21 protein-coding genes are annotated in these 21410 nt (G+C 54.6%); 20 read left to right on the top strand and 1 reads right to left on the bottom strand.

Translation table 11 applies throughout. The annotated features are described in order from the left end of the window. Positions 1 to 8 precede the first annotated feature (8 nt). Both JWG43_RS02835 and JWG43_RS02830 read left to right on the top strand, forming a co-directional pair. Positions 9 to 356, top strand: a complete 348-nt coding sequence (locus JWG43_RS02835) for a hypothetical protein (protein WP_205241294.1) — start codon at positions 9 to 11, stop codon at positions 354 to 356. A gap of 338 nt (positions 357 to 694) precedes the next feature. Beyond that, on the top strand, positions 695 to 2587 hold the full coding sequence (locus JWG43_RS02830) for an SLC13 family permease (RefSeq protein ID WP_205241293.1): 1893 nt from the start codon (positions 695 to 697) through the stop codon (positions 2585 to 2587). 705 nt (positions 2588 to 3292) lie between these two features. Here the strand turns inward: JWG43_RS02830 and JWG43_RS02825 are convergent. After that, a complete protein-coding gene (locus JWG43_RS02825; RefSeq protein ID WP_205241292.1) occupies positions 3293 to 3745 on the bottom strand; it encodes a hypothetical protein in 453 nt (150 codons plus the stop codon). Between the two features lie 1421 nt (positions 3746 to 5166). Here JWG43_RS02825 and JWG43_RS02820 point away from each other — a divergent pair. The 18 genes from JWG43_RS02820 (at position 5167) to JWG43_RS02730 (ending at position 21384) form a co-directional block, all read left to right on the top strand. Beyond that, positions 5167 to 6807 carry a PqqD family peptide modification chaperone gene (locus tag JWG43_RS02820; RefSeq protein ID WP_205241291.1) on the top strand — a complete coding sequence of 547 codons (1641 nt, stop codon included), beginning with the start codon at positions 5167 to 5169 and terminating at the stop codon, positions 6805 to 6807. 1 nt (position 6808) lies between these two features. Beyond that, complete coding sequence (locus JWG43_RS02815) at positions 6809 to 7621, top strand: class I SAM-dependent methyltransferase (protein ID WP_205241290.1); 813 nt, start codon at positions 6809 to 6811, stop codon at positions 7619 to 7621. Between the two features lie 3 nt (positions 7622 to 7624). Next, positions 7625 to 8188, top strand: coding sequence for a GAF domain-containing protein (locus JWG43_RS02810; RefSeq protein ID WP_205241289.1), 564 nt, complete (start codon positions 7625 to 7627; stop codon positions 8186 to 8188). Beyond that, positions 8145 to 8408, top strand: a complete 264-nt coding sequence (locus tag JWG43_RS02805; RefSeq protein WP_205241288.1) for a PqqD family protein — start codon at positions 8145 to 8147, stop codon at positions 8406 to 8408. The genes JWG43_RS02810 and JWG43_RS02805 overlap by 44 nt, the downstream gene beginning before the upstream one ends. Further along, a complete protein-coding gene (locus JWG43_RS02800; RefSeq protein ID WP_205241287.1) occupies positions 8401 to 9252 on the top strand; it encodes a hypothetical protein in 852 nt (283 codons plus the stop codon). The genes JWG43_RS02805 and JWG43_RS02800 overlap by 8 nt, the downstream gene beginning before the upstream one ends. Then, positions 9249 to 10091, top strand: coding sequence for a class I SAM-dependent methyltransferase (locus JWG43_RS02795; RefSeq protein ID WP_205241286.1), 843 nt, complete (start codon positions 9249 to 9251; stop codon positions 10089 to 10091). Before JWG43_RS02800 ends, JWG43_RS02795 begins: the two co-directional genes overlap by 4 nt. A gap of 9 nt (positions 10092 to 10100) precedes the next feature. After that, positions 10101 to 11117, top strand: coding sequence for an ABC transporter ATP-binding protein (locus tag JWG43_RS02790; protein WP_205241285.1), 1017 nt, complete (start codon positions 10101 to 10103; stop codon positions 11115 to 11117). Beyond that, positions 11104 to 11946, top strand: a complete 843-nt coding sequence (locus tag JWG43_RS02785) for an ABC transporter permease (protein ID WP_205241284.1) — start codon at positions 11104 to 11106, stop codon at positions 11944 to 11946. Before JWG43_RS02790 ends, JWG43_RS02785 begins: the two co-directional genes overlap by 14 nt. Positions 11947 to 11958: 12 nt before the next feature. Then, positions 11959 to 12771 carry an ABC transporter permease gene (locus tag JWG43_RS02780; RefSeq protein WP_205241283.1) on the top strand — a complete coding sequence of 271 codons (813 nt, stop codon included), beginning with the start codon at positions 11959 to 11961 and terminating at the stop codon, positions 12769 to 12771. Positions 12772 to 12785: 14 nt separating this feature from the next. Next, positions 12786 to 13838, top strand: coding sequence for a hypothetical protein (locus JWG43_RS02775; protein ID WP_205241282.1), 1053 nt, complete (start codon positions 12786 to 12788; stop codon positions 13836 to 13838). 61 nt (positions 13839 to 13899) lie between these two features. Then, positions 13900 to 14427, top strand: coding sequence for a vWA domain-containing protein (locus tag JWG43_RS19865; protein WP_338033220.1), 528 nt, complete (start codon positions 13900 to 13902; stop codon positions 14425 to 14427). 156 nt (positions 14428 to 14583) lie between these two features. Beyond that, positions 14584 to 14754, top strand: a complete 171-nt coding sequence (locus tag JWG43_RS02760) for a hypothetical protein (protein WP_205241280.1) — start codon at positions 14584 to 14586, stop codon at positions 14752 to 14754. After that, positions 14741 to 15124, top strand: coding sequence for a hypothetical protein (locus tag JWG43_RS02755; RefSeq protein WP_205241279.1), 384 nt, complete (start codon positions 14741 to 14743; stop codon positions 15122 to 15124). Before JWG43_RS02760 ends, JWG43_RS02755 begins: the two co-directional genes overlap by 14 nt. A gap of 145 nt (positions 15125 to 15269) precedes the next feature. After that, positions 15270 to 15740, top strand: coding sequence for a mobile mystery protein A (locus JWG43_RS02750; RefSeq protein ID WP_205241278.1), 471 nt, complete (start codon positions 15270 to 15272; stop codon positions 15738 to 15740). Beyond that, positions 15737 to 16321, top strand: a complete 585-nt coding sequence (locus JWG43_RS02745) for a mobile mystery protein B (RefSeq protein ID WP_205241277.1) — start codon at positions 15737 to 15739, stop codon at positions 16319 to 16321. Before JWG43_RS02750 ends, JWG43_RS02745 begins: the two co-directional genes overlap by 4 nt. A 515-nt stretch (positions 16322 to 16836) precedes the next feature. Continuing rightward, complete coding sequence (locus JWG43_RS02740) at positions 16837 to 17559, top strand: hypothetical protein (protein WP_205241276.1); 723 nt, start codon at positions 16837 to 16839, stop codon at positions 17557 to 17559. A 48-nt stretch (positions 17560 to 17607) separates the two neighbouring features. Continuing rightward, complete coding sequence (locus JWG43_RS02735; RefSeq protein ID WP_205241275.1) at positions 17608 to 18078, top strand: GmrSD restriction endonuclease domain-containing protein; 471 nt, start codon at positions 17608 to 17610, stop codon at positions 18076 to 18078. A gap of 72 nt (positions 18079 to 18150) precedes the next feature. After that, a complete protein-coding gene (locus tag JWG43_RS02730; RefSeq protein ID WP_205241274.1) occupies positions 18151 to 21384 on the top strand; it encodes an ATP-binding protein in 3234 nt (1077 codons plus the stop codon). Positions 21385 to 21410: the final 26 nt, after the last annotated feature.

The following is a 21410-nucleotide window of genomic DNA, read 5'->3' as shown; positions in this document are numbered from 1 at the left end:
GTTGTGCCATGGTGACACGAGAACAAGCCCTGCGGGCCCTTAATCTGGAGACCAACGCCACCAGGGAAGACATTGACAAGGCGTATCAGCGCATGGTTCGGCGCTATCCCCCGGAATTTCATCCGGAACGTTTCCGTCAAATCGATGAGAGCTATCGAACCCTCACCTCCCTGGCTTTTGTAGTGGAGGCGATTCTGGAAGACAAGGAAACGGCCGGCGAGGAAAATCTTGCCAAGGTGCTGGCTGCTCTCTCCCCGGCGGCCGACGACAAGGCTGTTCTTGACGGGATCAACGAGATGCGCCTCCAACTCCTGGTCGAAAGTCTATGGCCGGGTGGGCGAACACTTTCTTCCTGATCTCGAAACCCGGTTCCCGGGCCCTTTCTGATCTTTATTGCTCTTCCGGTTGCTTGATGCCTGGATCCGTGAGCGTTCGTCCGTGCGTCAGCTTTATTGTCTGGGACCATTCGATTAAAAGAGACTTTATCGGACGGTTACGGGCAATGAAGAAGATGTGCGGACGACCCCCAAAGGGCGGCTAATAAAGGTTGTTATCAAGGAATCCTCTGCATTTATAATCTGATTACAGTAAGATATACCCAAGGCAATCGTCCAGCCGTCACGGATTCAGGCTGTTGCCAAGTTGCCTTACTGCCCTGAACTGAATCCGTTGCACCCGTTATGGAGGGTACGGTATGACCCAGGATCAGTTTATTGTCATCGCTCTTCTTGTGGCAGCCATGGGCATGTTCATCTGGGGCAAATGGCGGCACGACATGGTAGCCGTCGGCGCCTTGCTGGCCTGTGTCTTTGCCGGGCTGATTCCCGGTGGTGATGCGTTCCATGGATTCGGCCATCCGGCTGTAATCACTGTTGTCTGTGTGCTTGTTCTCAGCCACGGCCTCCAGACCACCGGGGCGGTGGATGAGCTGGCCCGACGGGTGCTTCCTGCTTCGGCGGGACCAACCCTGAGTATTGCCGCCCTGACCGGACTTGGGGCGCTTTTGTCTGCTTTTATGAACAATGTCGGCGCTATGGCTCTGTTGATGCCGGTGGCTGTCAAGGTGGCTGCCAAACAAGGGTTGACCCCGGGAAAGGTCTTGATGCCGCTGGCCTTTGGCTCCATTCTTGGTGGAACCACGACCCTGATCGGGACCCCGCCCAATCTGATTGTTTCCGGGTTCAGGGCCGAGGTTGGCATGGGCAATTTTGCCATGTTCGATTTTACTCCGGTGGGGCTCACCGTCACCCTGGTCGGGTTGGTGTTCATCGTTCTGGTTGGCTGGCATCTGGTGCCGGTGCGCAAACAAAGCGATACTGATGATTTTGACACTGCTGTGTACACCACGGAAGTGCGTATCACCAGGGACAGTAAAGCCGAGGGTAAAACGCTGCGGGAAGTGGAACAAATGCTGGACGAGGGAGAAGCCCTGGTTGTGGCTCTGGTCCGCAATGGTGTTCGCCTGTCCGCTCCATATCCGGGGCGCCTTATCCTTGACGGTGATATTCTCATCATCCAGGCTGAACCAAAATCTCTGGCCACGGTCCTCTCCGGAATGGGGCTGAGCCTGGAGGAAGACGTGCCTCCTGAACAGGGTACAAATAAGGAAGAGGACGAGGCCGAGAAAGGATCATCCGAAGAGATTGATCAGCATGACAAGGGAGAACAGCAGGGGGAAGAAGAACAACCAGCGGATAATGAAGATAAAAAGGAAGAAAAGCCTGTATCCAGTGAGATTCTGGTCCAGGAAATGGTGGCTCTGCCCAGTGCGATCCTCATCGGACGTTCTGCCCGGGATATGGCATTACGGACCCGCTTTGGTATCAACCTGCTGGCTATTTCCCGTCGAGGCCACAGGAGTATTAAACGATTGCGCTCCACCCCCATTGAGGCCGGTGATGTACTGCTTATGCAGGGTTCGATCGAGGCCCTGTCCGGTTTCGCCACCGAATTCGGTTGCGTCCCCCTGGCCACGCGGGACATCCGTGTTCCCAAAGCAGGGGAGGCCTTGAAAGCCACCTTGATTATGGTCGTTGCAGTTGCCGCCGCAGCGCTGAGCCTGGTGCCGGTGGCTGTCTCTTTTGCCACCGAAGTCCTGGCCCTGATGGCCCTGCGGATTGTCTCCCTCCGCTCGGTCTATCAGGCGGTGGACTGGCCGGTTATCGTCCTGCTTGGGGCCATGTTGCCGGTTGCCGGTGCCATGGCGTCCACCGGCGCCGCCGATCTCATCGCCGGCTTTCTGCTTGATACCGTGGCTCAAGGCCATGCCGTGCTTGGTCTCGCAGTCATCCTGGTCGCGACCATGCTCATGACCGATTTCATGAACAACGCGGCCACCGCTGCGGTGATGTGTCCCATTGCCCTGAGCACCGCCGCTCAGCTGCAGGTCAATCCGGACTCTTTTCTCATGGCTGTGGCCATTGGTGCATCCTGTGCCTTTCTTACTCCCATCGGCCACCAGAACAATACCCTCATTCTTGGTCCCGGTGGCTTTCGTTTCAGCGATTATTGGCGAATGGGTCTGCCCATGGATGTGCTGATTATCTGCATCACGCTGCCGATGCTTCTCTGGATCTGGCCGTTGTAAGAGACGACAGAAACGGCTTTTGTCATGATGGTCGGCCTGGATCCGTGCGCGTTCGTCCATGCATCAGCTGTATTGTCTGTGATCGTTTGATGAATGGACACTTTATCGAAAGGTACGGGCAATGAAGATGGCGTGCGAACGGACGCCCCGAAGGGCGGCTGGTGAAGGGTATTATCAAGATCGCGGGCATGGCCCGCTCCTACATCTGTCATTACCGATTAAAAACTGACCCACCTGGGGTGTTTTTTCGGACCCACCCACTTTGTGCCTGGGAGGCTATTTAATGAAAACCTTTTCCTTCTCAAATACCCTTCAGATAAGGGATGAGGGTGTTTGAGAAGGAAAAGGTTGCAGCACTACAACCACCGAAGGTGGGTCAGCTAATCGGCGCGGGGTGGGTCAAAAGTTGGTCGGCGGTGACACCTTCATGAACAGACTGGAGAACTTTGGACTCTCAAGTGAATGAAATCAGTTTGAAAAAATTGGGCCAGCCGACGTTTATTAGGGTAGCGGGGGAGATGCGGGGTGAAAACCAGACACGTCGCAACTCCCCCGCGAGATGAGTAGACATCGAACCGAGAAGCACTAATCGATCGACCATTCGCCCTTGTCCCGTCATCATCCGGGATATGATCCAGAATCACGGCATGGAGATCATCCGGATAAAAAGCAGCGTCTCGGGAAACTGAATGGATCTTAAAACACCTATTTTTTCGTGTAGGTCGAATAAATGTTACCACTAGGGGACGATGCATGGATCGTCAGATTTTCTTTTTCGACGGTCACCTCCATGGTAAACAAGACCTGCTCGTATTCGCCCCCCATCCCTTCTTTCGCCTGCGACGCCCCGATGAATTTGCCTTCCGTTGCGTCGTACGCTGCGAAACCAACCCATCCGTTGTTGCCCGTGACCTGGATGATATCCGGGGTTACATTGATGACCTCGATCTCACAGTTCGGGCATTCACCTGCTGTCGAGGATTCGAGCACCCATGTTTCAGCAAACGACTGAACCGGGGACAATAAAAAGGAGATCAAAAGAATTGTCATCGCCAGCAAGAATTTTCGCCATTTCATAAAAAACCTCTTTTGGTTACGGATAATGCGGTGCGTGAGGACCTCACCCAATGCCATCAGCAAGAGAATGTTCGTTCCCATCCACCTCCTGGAAGTTGATAGGCAATGCCCGTTCTTTTGGGAGTTGCCAGCGGAAAACCCAATGGGGCATATTCCGCGCACATCCATCACTGTCCGGCTGCACAAGGAAAAAATGAGGGCGTTCAAGTACAGCTGATCCAGTTTTCATAAAAAATATATTTAATCGCCTGCCATCATTAATGTCAATGAATAGTGACAGAAAATGGAAATCGCTTGCCTCGAGCAGCGGCTTTGCTATGTTTTGGCGTCAGCGCTTGGCTGACCGAGCCTGCCGCCGCTCATCGTGTCATTGTCGAGCGCAGGCGGCGATTTTTTAACCTTTGAACATGATGGCTAAATGTTCCGATGGTGGCAAGGGGTTTACGGCAGGGCCAAAGTTTGCAAGAAGCCTTCGAGGCAGATGATTAGTCTCTTAGGCTTTTTGCGTTGTCCTTCTCACAATTTGTTGATTTCCTTAGTCAAAAGAAAAAGGCTCATTATGCGTTTCGGACTGTTTTTTTTCCTCCTACGCCATAAATTTGCTTCAACCCCAAGGGGGGTGCGTCCACGAAATGTAAACCCAGCCAGCTCCGTGCAAGTCTGTATCTGACGCAACCCCTTTGGGTGGGGTTGTTTCTCTTTCTTTCAATTGACCCAGGGTAGACCAGCCTTTGGCTGTCCAATCCTGGGCTGGGGGACTATGCCCCCTTGGGGCATAAAACCAAAGGCATAATTGACGTTCCCTGGCAACCTGCCTGTCGGCAGACAGGTCAGCAGTCCGAAACGCATATTGAGCCATGAAAAAATGCTCGTTTCCGAATTGAAAACTGTCAGTTTCAAGATGCAAAAATAAAATAGTTTCCGGATGGAAAGCAAAAAATTTGACATTCAAATTTGGCATGGGTTATATTTAATTACACATTTTTAAAACACCACTAAGGAGGGTAAAGCAATGAAGGAAGACAAAAAGAATTATGTCAGGCCCACCATGAAGACCATCGTCACCCCAAAAGAGATACGAGACATAGACCAGCCCTGCGCGTTCTATGGTCCCGGTGAGCCGAGGCCCAAACCAACAGAGGACAGAGTGAGCACAGGCTCGTAAGTCATGGAGAAACCCGCTGGTTGCGATCCGTAACTTCTGAGCCTGCTTGATTTGGCTTTTTGCAGTGAAAACGGAATTGGGCGTCCTCTTCTGGATCGACACTTCAAGGTACGTTGCGGATCATTCTTCCAACACGAGTCGCGTCGCGGGGCGTTGCACCTTGTCGGCGAGCCCTGAAAGGGCGGTTCAGACATTTTCCGCGGGATGGTGTGCATGACCCGCGTCGCGAAACTTTTTCCCCATCGAAAGGCAGTCTTCATGATTCCGTATCCCGCCCCCCACATGGCGGGAGCCATGTTGTAATTGTCTCCTTTTTTTCAAACCAAAGAGAGTCATCTTGGCCTCGACCAGCAACCGAACCAATACAGCGGAAATTTCCTCGGACCAAGGTTACCGGTTCACTGTCCTGGGCGACGACTTCATACTCAATCCAGCCACCGGACAGGCTTTCCCCGTTTCAGGCCCCTGTGGAGTCCAACCCTCCGAACTTGCTGATCTGGGTTTTCTGCGAGTTCCCGATCTGGAAACCACGGATCAGGATTTTGCACCAACCCAACTAGGCTCGGTGCTCTTCAACCTGACCCACGACTGCAACTTGGCGTGCGTCTACTGCATCATGGGGCTGAGCGGGCTGCGTGAGCACTATATCCTGGGCAACAAGGCCATGGATGAGGCCACGGGCAAACAAGCGATCGACCTCCTTGCTTCCAGGAATTTCGAACATGTCAGCCTCACTTTCTTCGGAGGGGAGCCGTTGCTGGAATTTGCGTTGCTGCGCGCCCTCGTTGAATATGCCGAAGATCGTCATCCCGCCAGGTTCTCTTTTCAGTTGATCACCAATGCCACGCTGTTACGGCCTTCGATGTTTTCGTTCTTCAAAAGGCACAATTTTTCCTTTTTGATCAGCCTTGACGGAGACAAAAAGAGTCATGATCAACTCAGATGTTTTAAAAACAACGCTGAAAGCGTTTTCGATCAGGCCTTTACCAATTACCTTGCCTTGCGAGAGGCCCTTCCCCAGGCGGAAATCGGCATAAATGTAACCTTTTTCCGCCAAAATCTGGATTTGGCCGAGACCGTGCGTTTTTTTCGCAGCCGCAACGTGTCGAAAATTCGCATGGATCGGGGCTTGGTCCCCACGGATGGCCAGTATGCGGTGACCCTGAAACACGCTGACAAATTACGTTCGGAGTTGGTGACGCTGGCCCGAGATTATCACGATTTCCTTATGGCTGGCGATATTTTCGTCCTGAATCCTTTTGTCAACTACATGCGTGTGCTGGCCAAACGCCTGCCGCGCTATCGCGCCTGCAACAGCGGGATAGACTATATAACCATTGCCTCCAATGGCGACGTTTACCCCTGTTACAAGCTTCTGGGAGTACAGCGCTGCCGTATGGGCGATGTCGCCACAGGCTACGACGACGGCTACGCGCGCGAAATGTGGGAGCACAATGTTCTGACTCGATCCGAATGCTCTGGGTGTTTCGCGCGGACCATCTGCGCCGGCGGCTGTGTCGCCGACAACTATCACATCAATGCGGATTTCTACGCTCCGGCCCGGGAGAACTGCTTCATTTTTCGGCAGGCGATTCGTTTGTCGATCTGGCTCTTCTTTTCGCTGGAGTGCAAGGCCCCGCACGTGCTCAAAAAACTGTTTGGATGGGAGTACCTCCTGGGTGACGAAAAACCCAAATCCGGGCCCATAAGCGTGGAGGAGACACAGGGCGGATATTGCCTCAGGCCGGGCAACGGAGGCGTCTATTTCATCAATTCCACTGCTCGTCTGCTTTTCGATCTTTGTGACGGCAGCACTTCCGTGGAGTCCATGTCAGCGATTTTGAGTGAGCGCTGGGGAATTTCCCATCGCTTGGCTCGAATGGATGTCACCGAACAGTTGATGCGTCTCCACAAGGCGGGTTGCGTTGACCTGAACTCGCCTTCGCCTGCCTGCCGCAAATCCGAGGAGTGCCGCTGACATGCCCGGTGCGCGTGATGGAACAGACCGCTCCGCCTTCGCGGTTCAATACGCTCGAGAGTACGATGGCAGCTACGGCCCTTTCAAGAACTATGGACGTGAAGCTCGCTTCATCCACTCCATGGTCCGCAAATTCGGCTGCGGTTGCCGTGTGCTTGACATTGCCTGCGGCACCGGGTCGCACTTGGTGGAATTGGCCCAAACGGGGCTTCAATGCACGGGAGCCGACATCAATCCGGAGATGTTGGCCCTGACGAAAGCGAAGGCGAAGCAATGCAACGTCGAGGTAAACGTCTTGCCCATCGACATGCGCGACATGGAAGCATTCGTGGCCGATGGAACCTTTGATGCGGTACTGAATCTGTTCTATGTTTTTCAAAACGTCATCTTTCACTCCGGACAGCAGCGAACCTTTTTTCGAGTAGTCCGGAATCTGCTCAAACCGGAAGGGCTTTTCATCATCGAATTGTTGCCGGAAGAGAACAACCTCCGGCTCTTTCCTCCTGGCCGGCATTTCGAAATTTCACGCACTGCACTGCCGGATGGAGGAATCATGGTCGTGAGTTCCACCAGCGTCATCATCGACGAGACGACCAAGGAACTTCACTTTCTGTACGAGCGTCGGCATCCCGATGCAAGAATTGAGCGTCAAATCACGGTGTCCAGGATGCAGCGGATTTTTTTCGAGGACTTTCTCGCATTGGTCCGGGAGACCGGGTTCGAACCCGTCGAATTGTATGGCGAATGCGACGAGACGATCCCTTTTTCCGGGGACAGTCGTAAGCTGACGGCTGTACTCCAGCGGATCGATTGAGCTATGTCCATCCTTGAACACAGATACGCCAGCCTTGTTTCCACCTCGGTCGGAACCGATGCCGGCCTTACGGCGCTGGGCGATGCGTTGCGCCGCGACTTCGACTGCGACAGGGTATCGATTTATCTGCGGGAAAAACGCGGCGACTTCGTCAGCATCTATGCCGAAGGGTTGACGAATATGACCCTTGCAGTCAAAAGCGGCGAAGGCATTGTGGGCAAATGCATTGCCTTGCGTACACCGGTGATTTCCAACCATGCTCCCTACGACCCCGACGCCCTGTGCCGTGTGCGGGACAATTTTTCCGGATATGCCACGTCTTCGCTGCTGGCCGCACCCATTCCCGGACTGCTTGGCAGGGCGCTCGGGGCTGTCCAGTTAGTGAACAAGAACATCGGCTTCTTTACGCCCCACGATGTTGATCGGTTGCGTCATGCCGCCCGCGGCATGCGACGCATCGCAAGATTGGTCGCTCCCCCCTACGTCAATCTCTGGAAACCCAATCCGCATTCCAGGCAGACCAATGAAAACTACAATCCACCTGAAATCCAACGTGTTGCTCACTGAAAACGAGGGGCTCCTCTTTGTTCTGGACCGGGACAACGGTCGGGTCCATGAGTTGAACACCACGGCCAAGGTCATTTTTCAACTGTGCCTGAAGCCCACGCATCGTGATGATGTGGTGACCGAATACGCCAGATATTTCGCTCTTTCCACGGAGCAGGCCGCGGAGGATGTGGACACGATGCTGGAGCTTTTCGCGGAGAACGATCTGCTGCATGCATAACTCCTTTGCAACCAGTCTCTCGATCAGGGTCGCCGAAGGACATGTTCGGCTGTACACGGATGTGCCTGCCGCGCGGGACCATTTTTCCTCCGTCTTCTCCCTATGTCGTTGTGTCGGCAGGCCGAAAGGGCCTTTACTCAGCGAATACGGGATATTTTTTCAGGGTCGAAACGAGGTCGTGGCCTGGTGCTCCTATCCGGACTCGAACGGTTCGGATCGGGAAACGCTTTACGCTGGCTCATCGACTTCGGCCGTCTGGGTGGTGGACCATGAGATGATCAAGCGGACCGTCCTGCGGGATTCCGACTGCGCGGCCCTGCACGCTGCGTGGGTCAGCACGGGCAATGCGATCCTGATTCTGGCCGGCGACGGAGGTTCGGGCAAGAGTTCCCTTTGCCTGGAACTGTTGCTGCTCGGGTGCGGCTACGGCGCTGAAGACGTCACGTTTTTTCAGGGTCCCAATCCACTCGCACTGCCCCGGGCAGTCCTGCTCAAGCCGGGCAGCGCATTGCGCAGCAGGTCCGGCTTGATCCGGCTGCCAAGCGTTTTGGAGGACTTCGACGGCCGGGCCTACTGCTTGCCGCAACCGCCGCCGAAAGTGGCCCGCTACGACCAGCAGCAATTTGTCTTCATGTTTTTGGAAGCCGCGGGCTCGGGAACGTTGTCCCGACTTGGGCCAACTGAAACTGTACGCCGTTTCGTGGAAGCGTGCCAGACTCCGAACAAGATCTCGCCCTTGCTCTTCGAGCGGGTGGTGAAAACGGCCCGGGAAGGACGATCTTACGTGGTTCGCGGACGCCTTGTCCCAGCCGTCCATCAGGCGATCAAGGACGTCGCGGCATGATGTCCGACCGGATTCTCGACGCCAACCTGAAGCGCAGCGCCAACGAACAGTGGTATGTCGCCTCCCGCGCATCCCAGAAGGACCGCTACCGACGCTGCCTGGATCTGCTTTCACGGCATTTTCCGCTGTTGGAACTGGTCTATGATGTGGGGGCAGGGACCGGACACTTTGCCGGTCTGCTTTCGGACAAGGCGCAACGGGTAATCGCTGTGGAGCGGGATCTCCGGCGGGTGTCGATCTGCAAAGAACGTAATGCCTCCAAGCCGAACGTCGATGTTTTGTTGGGAGATTTCCTGAAGCTTCCTTTGGAGTCTGGATCAGCCACTTGCCTCTGTGCGCTGGAAATGCTCTATTATTTCGAGGAAGGCGCACGGCGACAGTTCGTGGAGAAGATTGCGGACGTCCTGCGTCCGCAAGGAGGACTGCTGATCAGCACGAACATTTTTCAAGCGCCATCCCATGCCGAAGAGCGTCTGGCGGCGCTTCTCGAGCCCCATTTCGAAATGCTGGAGATACAACGAATTCACCGTATCGCGTATTATAAACTTGAGCTTCCGCTCATTCGCCTGCTCGACGAACTCAATTACCTGCGGCACGTCAAGATCTTCTACCCGCACGTCACTAAGGCCGGACATGTGGTTTATTCCCCCTTCTGGGACAATGTCCTGCTGCCCTCGCGCTTCATTTTGGACAGGATCCTGGCACCCGCTATGCGCTCCATCGCCCTGACCCTGCTGCGTTCCCGGTTGCTTTTCGCAACAGTCACCCGCTTGTCCGAACGTCTGGCGCCGGAGCGAACCCGCAGCCAGGTCATCGTCATGGCCCGCAAGCGGACGTGAGCCGCCGCCATGACACCGATCATCAACGCGAAAAACCTGCGCAAGATATATCGCATCAAACGCCAGCACCCCGGGGCATGGAACGCCGTGAAGTCTATTTTTTTCCCGGACTATGAACAGCGGGTGGCTGTTGACGATATCGACTTTTCCCTGGACGAAGGCTGCCTTGCCGCACTCGTGGGACCAAATGGAGCCGGCAAATCCACGTTGATTAAAATGCTGGTGGGGGTTCTTCGCCGCGACGCCGGCGATCTCGACGTCATGGGCCTTGATCCCTTCAACCATCGCATGAGGTACGTGCGCAACATCGGGGTGGTTTTCGGCCAACGCACCAACCTGCTGTGGGATCTTTCCGTGCAGGATTCGTTTGAACTGCACAGGGCCGTTTTCGGCATCCCCCGTCGGGATTTCCTCTGTCGTCTCGATGAACTCCGGGCGCTCTTCAACCTGGACGAGATACTTCGGCAGCCGGCCAGAACGCTGAGCCTGGGGCAAACCATGCGCGCCGACGTGGCCCAAGTGCTGCTGCAACAACCGAAGATACTTTTCTTGGATGAACCCACAATCGGACTCGACGTCCTTTCCGTGAAAAGTTTGATCGCCGCTTTGCGCAAGGTCAATTCGCTGTACGCAACGACCATCGTCGTCACGAGTCACGACTTGACCGTCATTGAGGAGTTGTGCTCCAATGTCGTCTTGCTGGACAAAGGGCGGGTGATTTTTGACGGCACGGTAAACAAGGCTGTGGACACGTACGGCAACTACCGCAAACTGCGCTTCCAATTCACCCATGAGCAGAATCTGGCCATGGCCCTGGAACTGATTGCCGGGGCCATGCCGAAGATGTTGCAGCGGATAGCAACACGTCGGGAGTCCCTGGAACTCTCCACCGTCCTCGCGTCCGACGACGTGGACTTTGCCCGCCTGCTCGAACTGGCCCAGAGATTGCGCGATGAAAGCGGGCTCAGAGAGTTCTCCATGGAAAAGCCCACCCTCAAGGAGGTCATCCTGCATGTCTTTTCCTAGCCGGGGACGTTTTTTGCCCTTGGCGAGATGGGCCGGCCTGGAAGCGTATGTCCAGGCGGCACGCGTGGCCATTCGGCAAGCCGTCTGCTATCCGGCGGACATCTTCATCGAGTTCATATCTTATCCTTTCGCCTTCCTGGGATACTTTTTCTTTGTGGCGGCGCTGTTCGGTTCCGGTGGCAGCGTTCAAGGGTATGGCCTGTCCACATTGATTACCTACTTTTCCCTGGGCTGGGTGCTCCGGATGATCGTGGACCAGCGTTTGGACGGCAACGTGGCGGCTCTTGTCCAGAGCGGAGGGGTGGTCTCCCATCTGGTGCGGCCCGTGGATTTTCTGCACTATCTTTTTGCGGGATTCGTCGGACGCGGATGCCTGCGCTTCTGCTTTTACGCCCTGCCTGCGATCCTGATGCTGACTACGCTCTTTGGAGAAGATATTTCTCTGCGCTCCGGGGACGTGGGATGGTTTATCCTTTATGCCCTGGTGGCCTTCCGGATGGCTTTCGAACTGCAAATGCTGCTCGGACTGACGGCATTTTTTTTGACCATGAACCACCAAATTTCATGGACGGTGGATATGACCATCCGCCTGATTTCCGGGCTCATCGTCCCTCTGAATCTTTTCCCCGAACCGCTCTTTCGTATTCTGGAACTCCTGCCTTTTCAATACCTGTACTTCAAACCGATCCAAGTTTTTCTTCATCCAGCGGAGATATGGAACATGCTGGCCGGGCTCACCGTCGGTATGCTATGGACCCTGGGGCTCGCCCTGTGCAACCGGACCGTTTTTCGAGCCGCCTTGCGGCGGCATGTGATCTACGGCAGCTGACACGATTATTTTATGTCCATCATGCGCACGCTCCTCTTGGTTCTTCGTTTTATGGGTGTCCACATGAAAACCATGCTCCTCTACAGGACCAATTTTTTTGTCGGCCTGACCAGTCAGATCATTTACACGGTGTTGTCCTTGTCCTTTGTCGGGGCATTTCTAGCCGGCGGAAGGGTGATCAACGGATGGGATTTCGGCCGAATTATTTTTCTTTTGGGGTTTGGTGACGTGGCTTTCGGTCTCAGCGCGATCTTTCTCTTCCGGATTTTTGTCGGTTTCGAACAAACCTACATCATTCATGGAGGGCTGGACAAACTCTTGGTCCAGCCGCTTTGCATTCTCTTCAACCTTATGCTGCGCAACATGGATCTCAATCAGGGCGCCGTGGTCATCAAGGGGATCGTGGTTATGCTGATAGGTGCGCAGCTGAGCGGAACGGTTTGGACCACGGCGCTCGTCTTGCTCGTCGCAGTGCTGGCTTTATCCGGAGCGATGGTCTACTGTGCCGTATATGTCGCCTTTCTGACCCTTGGTTTCTGGTTTCGCAGACGCAACTCGCTGGTCGGGCCCATGCTCAGTATGAACTATCTGGTACAGTACCCGCTCTCCATCTACCCCACGCCGCTTCAGGTATTCCTGACGTTATTCATCCCGCTGGGATTGGCGACCTACTATCCGGCACGGGCTTTTTTGGAGATACAGGAGGACGGAGCCCTGATCAACCTCGCTTGGTGGCCCCTGCCGCTGTTGGGCCTATGTTCGCTTGTCCTCGCCAGCGTGGTTTTTCACGTTGGTTTGAGAAACTACGCCAGTTCCGGAACATGATCGAGGCGGTGGGCATGAGCGCGCAAGTTTTGTACGAGGTTTACCCGGAAGGCGATGCCGCCGTAAGGGTGTGTGCCCATGTCCGTCCTTCGAGCATTCCCACGATATTGGACCGTGCGCCTCTGCAGACCTCCGGAGACGTTGCCGTGCCCAGGCTGGAGGATGTTTCCTTTCAGGACGGCTACGGGGTGGTTGTTGCCGATAGAATTCTGGTCCCCGGCAGGGAGTGTTTCAGACTGACCTATCGCGTGATTCTACCCGAATGGCAGGGGCCGGCCTCAATGCTGCACGGCTTCGCACAAAACGGATCGCTGTTCATCAACACTTCGGTCGTATTGTTCGTCGTTGCCGGCGACGCGGATTATGCACTCTCTTGTCGGGGGCATGCGGCGATGATGCCTGCCATGGATCGAGACGCCATGCAGGAGGGCTACCTTGCCCTCGGGCGTACGGACAAGCGCAGCTACTCTCTGGACGAGTGCATGGTCCATTGCCTTTGTGAGCCCGGTGCGCCGTGGTCTTTCGACGCTCTAGGCGAGGCTTTGCGCCGAATATGTTCCGGGCTGATCAGGCACCTCGGTCCGCCAACCTTTTCCGAGTACTCCTTTTTTTTCTTTCCCGCGGCAGAACTTTCACCTAACCGACCCGGCGCGGGCTATGCCTTGCCGGCAGCGGCCCTTGTTGCTTTGCCGGTCAGGGGCATTTCACTTATGGCACCCCAAAATCTCTGGCTTTTGGCGCATGAATGGGCACATCATTGGCTGGGATTCCAGATCCGCAGTACCGAACGAAACAATGGTTGGATTTTCGAAGGGCTGGCCAGCTACATCGCCGCAGTGGTTGTAGAGCAGGAAGAACTGGCTCCGCAGGGATATACGCAACAGCTGTGCGCTTTGAGTCTGAACAGCCTGAAAGGCGATCTCGATCAAAGCCGTAAGGAACATCATCAAGGCTTCTTGCGCGCAATGAAGCTGGACCAGGAGCTGCGCAGCAAGGGGGGAGCACTTGCATCCGAACTGCGAAGAGATCCGTCGCAGTTTCTTAGGAGTCTAGTAAAAATAACTTGAACACTATGGGTTTTGTTTAGGAGCAATCATGTAGTTCCACTCGCCGTGAAACTCATCACGAATGAGCGCGAGTTGTTCCATGTCTTTGTCGGGAACCTTTATACCTGCACTTATCCTCCGTTTGCCCCAGGCCCCGCCGGATACCCTGCACATCGACCAGGACCTTGAGGATGGCTGGGTTGCCCTGGCCTCGTTTATCCCGCAACTGCCATCACCGCAAAACCTGCCGCCCAAAAGCATCAAGATCGTGGTGGATTGTTCAGGCTCCATGGCCGGCGACTCCATCAGTCAGGCCCGGCAGGCGGTCAGCGATATCCTCTCCCAACTGCGTGCCGACGATTGGTTCAATATCATCCTGTTCGGCACCACCCACAGGCAGCTCTTTGACAGGCAGGTTCCCGCGACCAGTGAACATATCACCAGGGTGCGGCGTGTATTGCGCACCATCGAGGCTGACATGGGCGGCACCGAGATGGAGGAAGCCCTTGTGGCCACGGTGGCAACTCCCGGTCCAGCCACCATCGGGAGAATCACGCCGCAACCAGCCAACCCAGTGTATTGGCCCGTATGGCCATTGGTCGTGGACTAAATCAGAGAGTATAAAGATCTTGTCTATTGCCAACTTCCCGACCGAATTTTTGATGCAGTTGAGGAAATAGCCGCAAACAGTGCTCCCGAAGCTACCGAAGACATGATTGTGCTGACTTTCCTGCAGTGCTTGTCAACCTCTCCCGCACACCTGGAAATGACGAGCAATTTCCGGCGTGCTTTGCGGAGAAGCATCAAGAAAACGCCACCCAATGAACAATTACTGGCTGCTCTCACCATGGCTTTTGCCGACATCAGCGCCGATGACTGGGGTGCGAACTATCCACTCATCGAAGAAAATGAGGAGGCTGACAATGCCGATGACTGAACCCCTTGGCCGTTTCGCGGAAGATGATTTTGACATCCTCCTTGGTGCCTGCCGGGAGCAGATTGCCTTGTTTGCCTTTACCCAGTACAAGGAAGCCGGCCGGGGCGTGGTCACTCTGGAACGCCAGGGCCATGAAGAGGACATCCTGCATGACAAGGTGGACTTGGGTTATGGGGTCTATGTTTCCGGTAAACCGGATGCGGCCACGGCCGGGATGATCAAGGCGTATGATCCGGCATGGGAGATCGTGTTCCAGTATCTGCAGACCGACGGCAATGTCCGCACGGTGCGGATCAGGACCGCACCCAGCAACCGCCACCCATGGCGGATTTACCTGTTTGAGCAGTTGGTCCAGGGAGAGGAGCAATGAATTTCTGCGTGGATTTCGTTTGAAGTTCGGTGCGTTGTAAGGGTTAGTTTTCAGATTGGAATAACTTTGATATTATTTTTTATTTGTGATTATATAACAAATATATTTTTGGTTTATCAATAAAGAATAATGAAAAGGTTATTTTATGAAGCCGCAACACAAGCAGATTGCCCGTCGGCAGCTTGATGCAACCTTGGCAAAGTTCGGCGAGGTCAAGAAGGTGCTCCCCCCGGCAAAAGGGTGGATACGGGCAGTGCGCGAGGCTTTGGGCATGTCCGGCAAGCAGCTGGCCAGACGACTCCAGGTATCCCAGCCCCGTGTCTTTAAGCTGGAACAGGGCGAACCATCCGGTGCGCCGACGCTGAAAACCATGCAGCAGGTGGCCCAGGCCCTTGACTGTGTTTTTGTCTATGCCCTTGTCCCCCGCTCCTCGCTGGAGGAAACGGTGCGTGCACAAGCCAGGCTGGTGGCTGCCCAGCGGTTGCAAAGGGTTTCCCACACCATGTTGCTTGAGGCCCAGACCCTCTCATCCGAGGAACAGCAGGACTCTCTGGATACCATTGTCGAGGAACTGGTGCGTGAGACGCCCCGGGATCTTTGGGATCTGCAACCATGAAATGGGACAGCCCGGAGGGCGCAACCCCGCTTGACCCTGATGAAGTGGAAGACCTGCGGCTTTCCCATATCACGACACGGGCCGAGCTGGATCGCTGGGAACAGGACAATATTGCCGAGGCAGAGGTCTGGGCCTTCCGCCGTGCTCATCCGGACATCCTCACTGATGGTTTTGCCAGACGGCTGCACAAACGGATGTTTGGCAACGTCTGGCAATGGGCGGGCTCGTATCGGAAAACCGGCAAGAATATCGGTCTGCCGGCCTGGCAGATAGCCACGGAATTGCGTACCCTCTGCGATGACTGCGCCGCCTGGATAGTGCATGCAGTCTATCCGCCCGACGAAATTGCGGTACGCTTTCATCACCGGCTGACGGCCATCCATCCCTTTGCCAACGGCAATGGCCGCCATGCCCGGCTGATGACCGATATCCTGCTGGTGCATCTGCTCAAACAGCCTCGTTTTTCCTGGGGAAGTGGTAACCTCATCAATGCCGGGAACTGCCGGCAGCAGTATATCGACGCCTTGCGTGCCGCCGACCGGTACGATTATGTTCCGCTGTTGGCATTCGTGCGCTCATAAGTGTATCGGCGAATTTCTTGGGCAAGGCGGTTGGAGTGCTTCTACTCAGTGGACGGCAATTCCTGCTTTCGATCACCGACGAAAAGACAAGCCAAGTGTCTGAAGATATTTTTTCTTCTTTGTTTGCGCGATGTAAGAGTTTTTTTATAAGCCACCAGACGGATTTTGCCCAGACCGTTTTCATCACTTGACCGGTTGCCTATCTTTCTTTTCTTCAATTCGAAACCGCTGCAGCCATCGCAAAACCCGATACTGGTTTACGCTTCAGCCAGGCTCCTAATATTTGTCAACACCAGCGAAAATGACTGGGGACCAGATTTTCCCATGGAAGATGACCATGGGAATACTGGCGATGATTAACTTTGGGGAGAAGAAATTCATGGACGAACGGTTGCTCCACCTGATGACCGAGGTCTGTATCGGCATCAGCAAAAACACAGGGTATTGTGATATGTCATTGAGAATGAAAAAAGCAGGCAACGGCCAACGTATGTTCGGCGTCAGAAGGAACATCCATGCTTGCAGATAGAATACTGATGCGGACAATAGCCGGTGGGCATAAAGTGCCTTGGCCGGAACCCTTGACAGACCAGGGCTACGTCTTTCCCAAAGATTATCGAATGAATGATTTTCCGCGAACCGCCGAGGGCGACATCTGGTACGACATCCCGGATGATGACTATTTTTCCTGGTTGGCCGATTACCTGCCGAACAATTTGCCGGAATTCACACCTGAGCAGCAGAAAATTGCCGATAATCTGGATAGCTACAGGCGCTTGAATGGATTCTGGATTGGCGACCGAGGGGGATGGTATGACAATGAAGCCGCTTCCCATCCCAATTATGAATTTCCTGACAACTTTGCTGACATCGGTGACCTTACCGTTGTGACGGTGCCGGATGGAGGGTACACGTATGATGAGTATGTTGAATCCTACAAAGATTTCATTGACGATGATGAACGACTGATGACTCAGGAGAAATTCATCCTTGATGAATTTGGCTGGCACCTTGCCCTGGAAGAGGAAAAACGGCAGTTTTCACAGTATTGGCCCGGCTTCAGAAAGATGGACGCCATCAACGTGGTTTTCATGAACATCTCGGTGCACCACGAGCCCCCTGATGCCGGGTGGCGAGTCTATCTGGGCATGGTGTTGCGGAGAATTGAAGACAAAGCGCTTCGGGTCAAAGAGTTGGAGGATTTTTACCAATATTGGCGCGAGATGGTATCAAAATAAGGCAAAAGATTTCGCCTCCATGGGACGAACGGCAAACAGATACATCGATTGTTGGCCCGCATGACCGATTATGTAGAAACCCGTTCCGGCAGACCTTCGCGCTACCACGAATACATTCGACGCGGCGGAAAAGATGGGTATGAGGTGGAGCATATTTGGGCAAATCATCCTGAACGGCACGCCGACGAGTTTGACCATCATCAGGATTTCATGGAGTACCGGAACCGGATTGGCGGCCTCCTGCTTCTGCCCAAGCAATTCAATGCAAGTTATGGCGATCTCCCGTACGAGGAAAAGCGAGACCACTACCTGAAACAGAATCTGCTTGCGCAAAGTCTTAATGAAGCAGCTTATGAGCGCGATCCTGGTTTTTGCCGGTTTGTAGAAAAAACCGGGTTACCTTTTTGCTCCCATGCGAAGTTCAAGAAGGAAGATCTGGACGCCAGACAATCCCTGTATTGCCTTTTGGCGGAGCAGATTTGGGATCCCAAGCTGCTTATGGCTGAAGTAACTCAATAATATAAGAGGCGTTTTCTTTTTTTATCAATATCAAACACTGATTTTTCCATTTGCATCAACCTGGAGGGACACATGGGTGTGTTAACGGCTTGTGAACCGCGGCAGGATATCATTACGGGAACATTCAACCCCGAGATCTTCACCGCATCTCTAAGCGAGGTTATTTCCTTTTATCGCCAGGGAACGGTGAGTCTGCATTCGCTGTACACCGACGCCCACCGGTTTTTCGGTGAGGCTACCTATCCTACCGATGGCATGAAAAGCGTTCTTGGTGATGTCTTTGCCAGAATCGCCGGCGACAACAGCGTTCCTGCCATTCATCGCTTGGAAACGGCCTTTGGTGGTGGCAAAACCCACACCCTCATTGCCTGCACCCACTTGGCCTTCAAAGGCAACGAATTGATTGATGTTGCCGGCGACCTGGTCAACCCGGCCAACCTGCAATCACCGGGGAGTATCCATGTGGTCGGCGTTGCTGGCGATGGTATTCCGGTGCATCAGCCTCAAGGCGCCGAGCTGATACCTTATACCCTGTGGGGCGAGATTGCCTTTCAGGTTGGGGGCGAATCGCTGTATCGACAAATCGGAGACATCGCCACTTCCATGGCTGCCCCCGGGGAAAACTATTTTGCCACCGTATTCCAGGAGAAGAAGGTCCTGGTTATGCTCGATGAACTGGCCCAGTACGCTGCTCGCCTGGAGGCAGCTCGACCCGATGGTGCCGATCAATTGGCCGCCTTCCTCATGGGGTTGCACGGCTATGCCCGGCGTAATCCCGGAATCGCCATTCTCCTCACCCTGGCATCTGCTTCCGATGCCTTCGCCAACCAGACCAGCCAACTGGGAAAAATGCTGGCCAAAGTCACCGGTATGGAGATCGACAGCGATGGCGTGTTGGCCATCAGCCAGAAGGCAACTAAAGGGGTTGCCAGTGTTATCGCCAGGGATGCGACTGCTGTTGTTCCCGTGCAGGCGGCGGAAATTTCCCGGGTGCTGGCGAAACGTCTTTTCACCCGGATCGACGACGGAGTAGCCCGCAGCGCGGCTGGGGAATACATGGAACTGTACGCAAAAAACCAATCCCTCCTCCCAGGCCATGCTACGCGGGAAGAATACCGGGAACGAATGATTTCCCACTACCCCTTTCACCCGACACTGATCGACTTTCTCAACCACAAGCTCGCCGCATCAGAAGATTTTCAAGGGACCCGCGGAGTTCTCCGTGTACTTACCCTGGCAGTGCGCAACCTCTGGGCTAAACAGGTTGACGTACCCATGATCCACACTTGCCACTTTAATCTGCGAGAGGCGCGCACGATCACCGAGCTGATCAACAGGACTGGAAGCGCAGGTCTTTATCCGGTGCTCAATGCGGATGTCGGTGGTGTCGACACCAGTGGGGTGGAGGGGGGCAAGAGTAATGCCGAACTGGCCGATTTGAAAAATCCCCATCCCAACGGTTGGCCACTGTATGAATACACCTGGAAAACCATTTTCCTCAATAGCCTGGTTGGCCAAGACCAGGGCATCGCCTCGAACCTTTTTGGCCTGTCTGAACAGGATGCCATGTTCGCCACTTCCTTTCCTGGCCTGACACCTTCCCAGGTGGCCGAAGCGCTGAAGGAGATCGAGCACAGCGCCTATTACCTTCGCTCCAGCCAGGGCCGCTATTTTGCCAGCCTTGATCCGTCGGTCAATATCGTCCTGGCACGTATCCGTAAATCCTTGCAACAGCAGGAGATCGATGAACGGCTTAACATCTACGCCCGCAAAGTGGTGTCCAAGGACAACAAAACCTTTGTGGTTGAGCATGATGTGACCGCTCCGGAGCATATCCCGGACAACAAAGGCAAGCCTGTGCTGGCCATTATTGCCCTCCAGGCTGATAATCTCTCTGTCGAACAATGCGTTACCACCGTGGGTGCCAACGCACCCCGCATTCAGCAAAATCTGGTATTCCTGCTGGTCCCGGATACCGCGGTCATATCGACGTCGGTGGAGGCCATGAGTCTGTTTGGCGGTGCTGGACTGCAAGCCGAGCAGGCGAAAAATAAGCTGCGCGATATGGCACGGACCGTACTGGCTATGATCAAACTGAAAACCAACCCGGATGCCCATGGCATTACGCCCCGCAGCCTGGACGATGATGGTTTCCGCCAGCGTTTTACCGAACGAGAGAAGGCCTTGGAAACAGCGGTCACGCAAAGTTATCGTTACCTCTGGTTCCCATCAGCCAGCGGACAGATTGTCCGCAAGGAAATCCGTACCGCCGGTGGCGAAGGCGGTGTCCCGGTCTTTGAACAGATTCGCAAGATCCTGCTTGAAGAAGGCGAGCTGATTACCGCTGAACATCTCGGGCAAAGCCAGCTCAAAGGCCTGTCCAAGCTCTTTTTCAGTGCTCAGCGTGACACGGTTTCGTTGCAGAAACTCCGCAAAAATTTCTGCTGCATTCGTACCTGGCCGATTCTCGACAGTCCCGATCTACTCAACCAGATCGTTCGCGCCGGTGTTTCCCGCGGTCTCTGGTGCCTGTTCCAGATGGGCAACGAAGAGAATGTCAAACCGGAGGAACTCTACAGCCAGGAAACCGGCGACCTGCCGCTCAACCTGGATTTGATGCGCGATTACTCCCTAATCACCACTGAAGGTGCCAAAATTCGCAACTGGCTTGGCGATGGTGGACCGGATCTGACCAAGGTGAAAGCCTGGGTAGCCGGGGTGCTCAATGAACAAAAGGATGTGCAGGTCGCCCAAGTGATCGACACCGTTATCGAACGGCACGGAGAAATTCCGCGCAAAATGGTGATCGATACCCTCAGTGAGCTTATTAAAACCAGCAAAGCGGTCGCCCACCAGGGCGAAGTGGGTCAGGATACCAAGCCAGCACAGATGTACAGTGGCACCGCAGCGGTTTTTTATACGCCAACAGAGCAGGACGTCCTGGTCACTCCGGCTGAGGCGGCAACCAGGGGGTGGGTCACTGGTGAGAAAGAACGATTCAGCCTCAGTGGCCAGCACGGTGCCCAGGTGGTCCTGCCTCTATTAAGGCGTCTTGGTTCCCTCTACAACCGGGGCGGAAAATCGAATATAGACCTGCTCGACATGGCCGACCTTGTACTCCCCGGCGGTGGCCGCCTCCGTCTCTCCCTGGAGAAGCTCACCCCTGCTGATATGAAGACCTTGGCGGAACTGTTTGAAGTGCTTGATGGTGTGGCTACAGCAACAGCTGAAACAACGGTCTACCTGGAAATTGACGACGTGGACGACACCTGCCCCTTTCTGCAGGAACTCCGTAAAGGTACCTGACCGTACAGAAAATACACGTAGAAGAA

Source organism: Desulfobulbus alkaliphilus (assembly GCF_016918545.1).
In the GTDB taxonomy this organism is placed as follows: domain Bacteria; phylum Desulfobacterota; class Desulfobulbia; order Desulfobulbales; family Desulfobulbaceae; genus Desulfobulbus; species Desulfobulbus alkaliphilus.
The sequence above is the reverse complement of the archived record's forward strand: the minus strand, read 5'-3'. Positions and strand labels throughout refer to the sequence as shown.

Coding starts and splice junctions, on each gene's coding strand:
- JWG43_RS02810 (WP_205241289.1), top strand. CDS start 7,625: ATGTCCATCCTTGAACACAGATACGCCAGCCTTGTTTCCACCTCGGTC.
- JWG43_RS02750 (WP_205241278.1), top strand. CDS start 15,270: ATGAAGCCGCAACACAAGCAGATTGCCCGTCGGCAGCTTGATGCAACC.
- JWG43_RS02805 (WP_205241288.1), top strand. CDS start 8,145: ATGAAAACTACAATCCACCTGAAATCCAACGTGTTGCTCACTGAAAAC.
- JWG43_RS02825 (WP_205241292.1), bottom strand. CDS start 3,745: ATGGGAACGAACATTCTCTTGCTGATGGCATTGGGTGAGGTCCTCACG.
- JWG43_RS02835 (WP_205241294.1), top strand. CDS start 9: ATGGTGACACGAGAACAAGCCCTGCGGGCCCTTAATCTGGAGACCAAC.
- JWG43_RS02780 (WP_205241283.1), top strand. CDS start 11,959: ATGTCCATCATGCGCACGCTCCTCTTGGTTCTTCGTTTTATGGGTGTC.
- JWG43_RS02785 (WP_205241284.1), top strand. CDS start 11,104: ATGTCTTTTCCTAGCCGGGGACGTTTTTTGCCCTTGGCGAGATGGGCC.
- JWG43_RS02740 (WP_205241276.1), top strand. CDS start 16,837: ATGCTTGCAGATAGAATACTGATGCGGACAATAGCCGGTGGGCATAAA.
- JWG43_RS02800 (WP_205241287.1), top strand. CDS start 8,401: ATGCATAACTCCTTTGCAACCAGTCTCTCGATCAGGGTCGCCGAAGGA.
- JWG43_RS02730 (WP_205241274.1), top strand. CDS start 18,151: ATGGGTGTGTTAACGGCTTGTGAACCGCGGCAGGATATCATTACGGGA.
- JWG43_RS02775 (WP_205241282.1), top strand. CDS start 12,786: ATGAGCGCGCAAGTTTTGTACGAGGTTTACCCGGAAGGCGATGCCGCC.
- JWG43_RS02755 (WP_205241279.1), top strand. CDS start 14,741: ATGCCGATGACTGAACCCCTTGGCCGTTTCGCGGAAGATGATTTTGAC.
- JWG43_RS02795 (WP_205241286.1), top strand. CDS start 9,249: ATGATGTCCGACCGGATTCTCGACGCCAACCTGAAGCGCAGCGCCAAC.
- JWG43_RS02830 (WP_205241293.1), top strand. CDS start 695: ATGACCCAGGATCAGTTTATTGTCATCGCTCTTCTTGTGGCAGCCATG.
- JWG43_RS02745 (WP_205241277.1), top strand. CDS start 15,737: ATGAAATGGGACAGCCCGGAGGGCGCAACCCCGCTTGACCCTGATGAA.
- JWG43_RS19865 (WP_338033220.1), top strand. CDS start 13,900: ATGAGCGCGAGTTGTTCCATGTCTTTGTCGGGAACCTTTATACCTGCA.
- JWG43_RS02790 (WP_205241285.1), top strand. CDS start 10,101: ATGACACCGATCATCAACGCGAAAAACCTGCGCAAGATATATCGCATC.
- JWG43_RS02815 (WP_205241290.1), top strand. CDS start 6,809: ATGCCCGGTGCGCGTGATGGAACAGACCGCTCCGCCTTCGCGGTTCAA.
- JWG43_RS02760 (WP_205241280.1), top strand. CDS start 14,584: ATGACGAGCAATTTCCGGCGTGCTTTGCGGAGAAGCATCAAGAAAACG.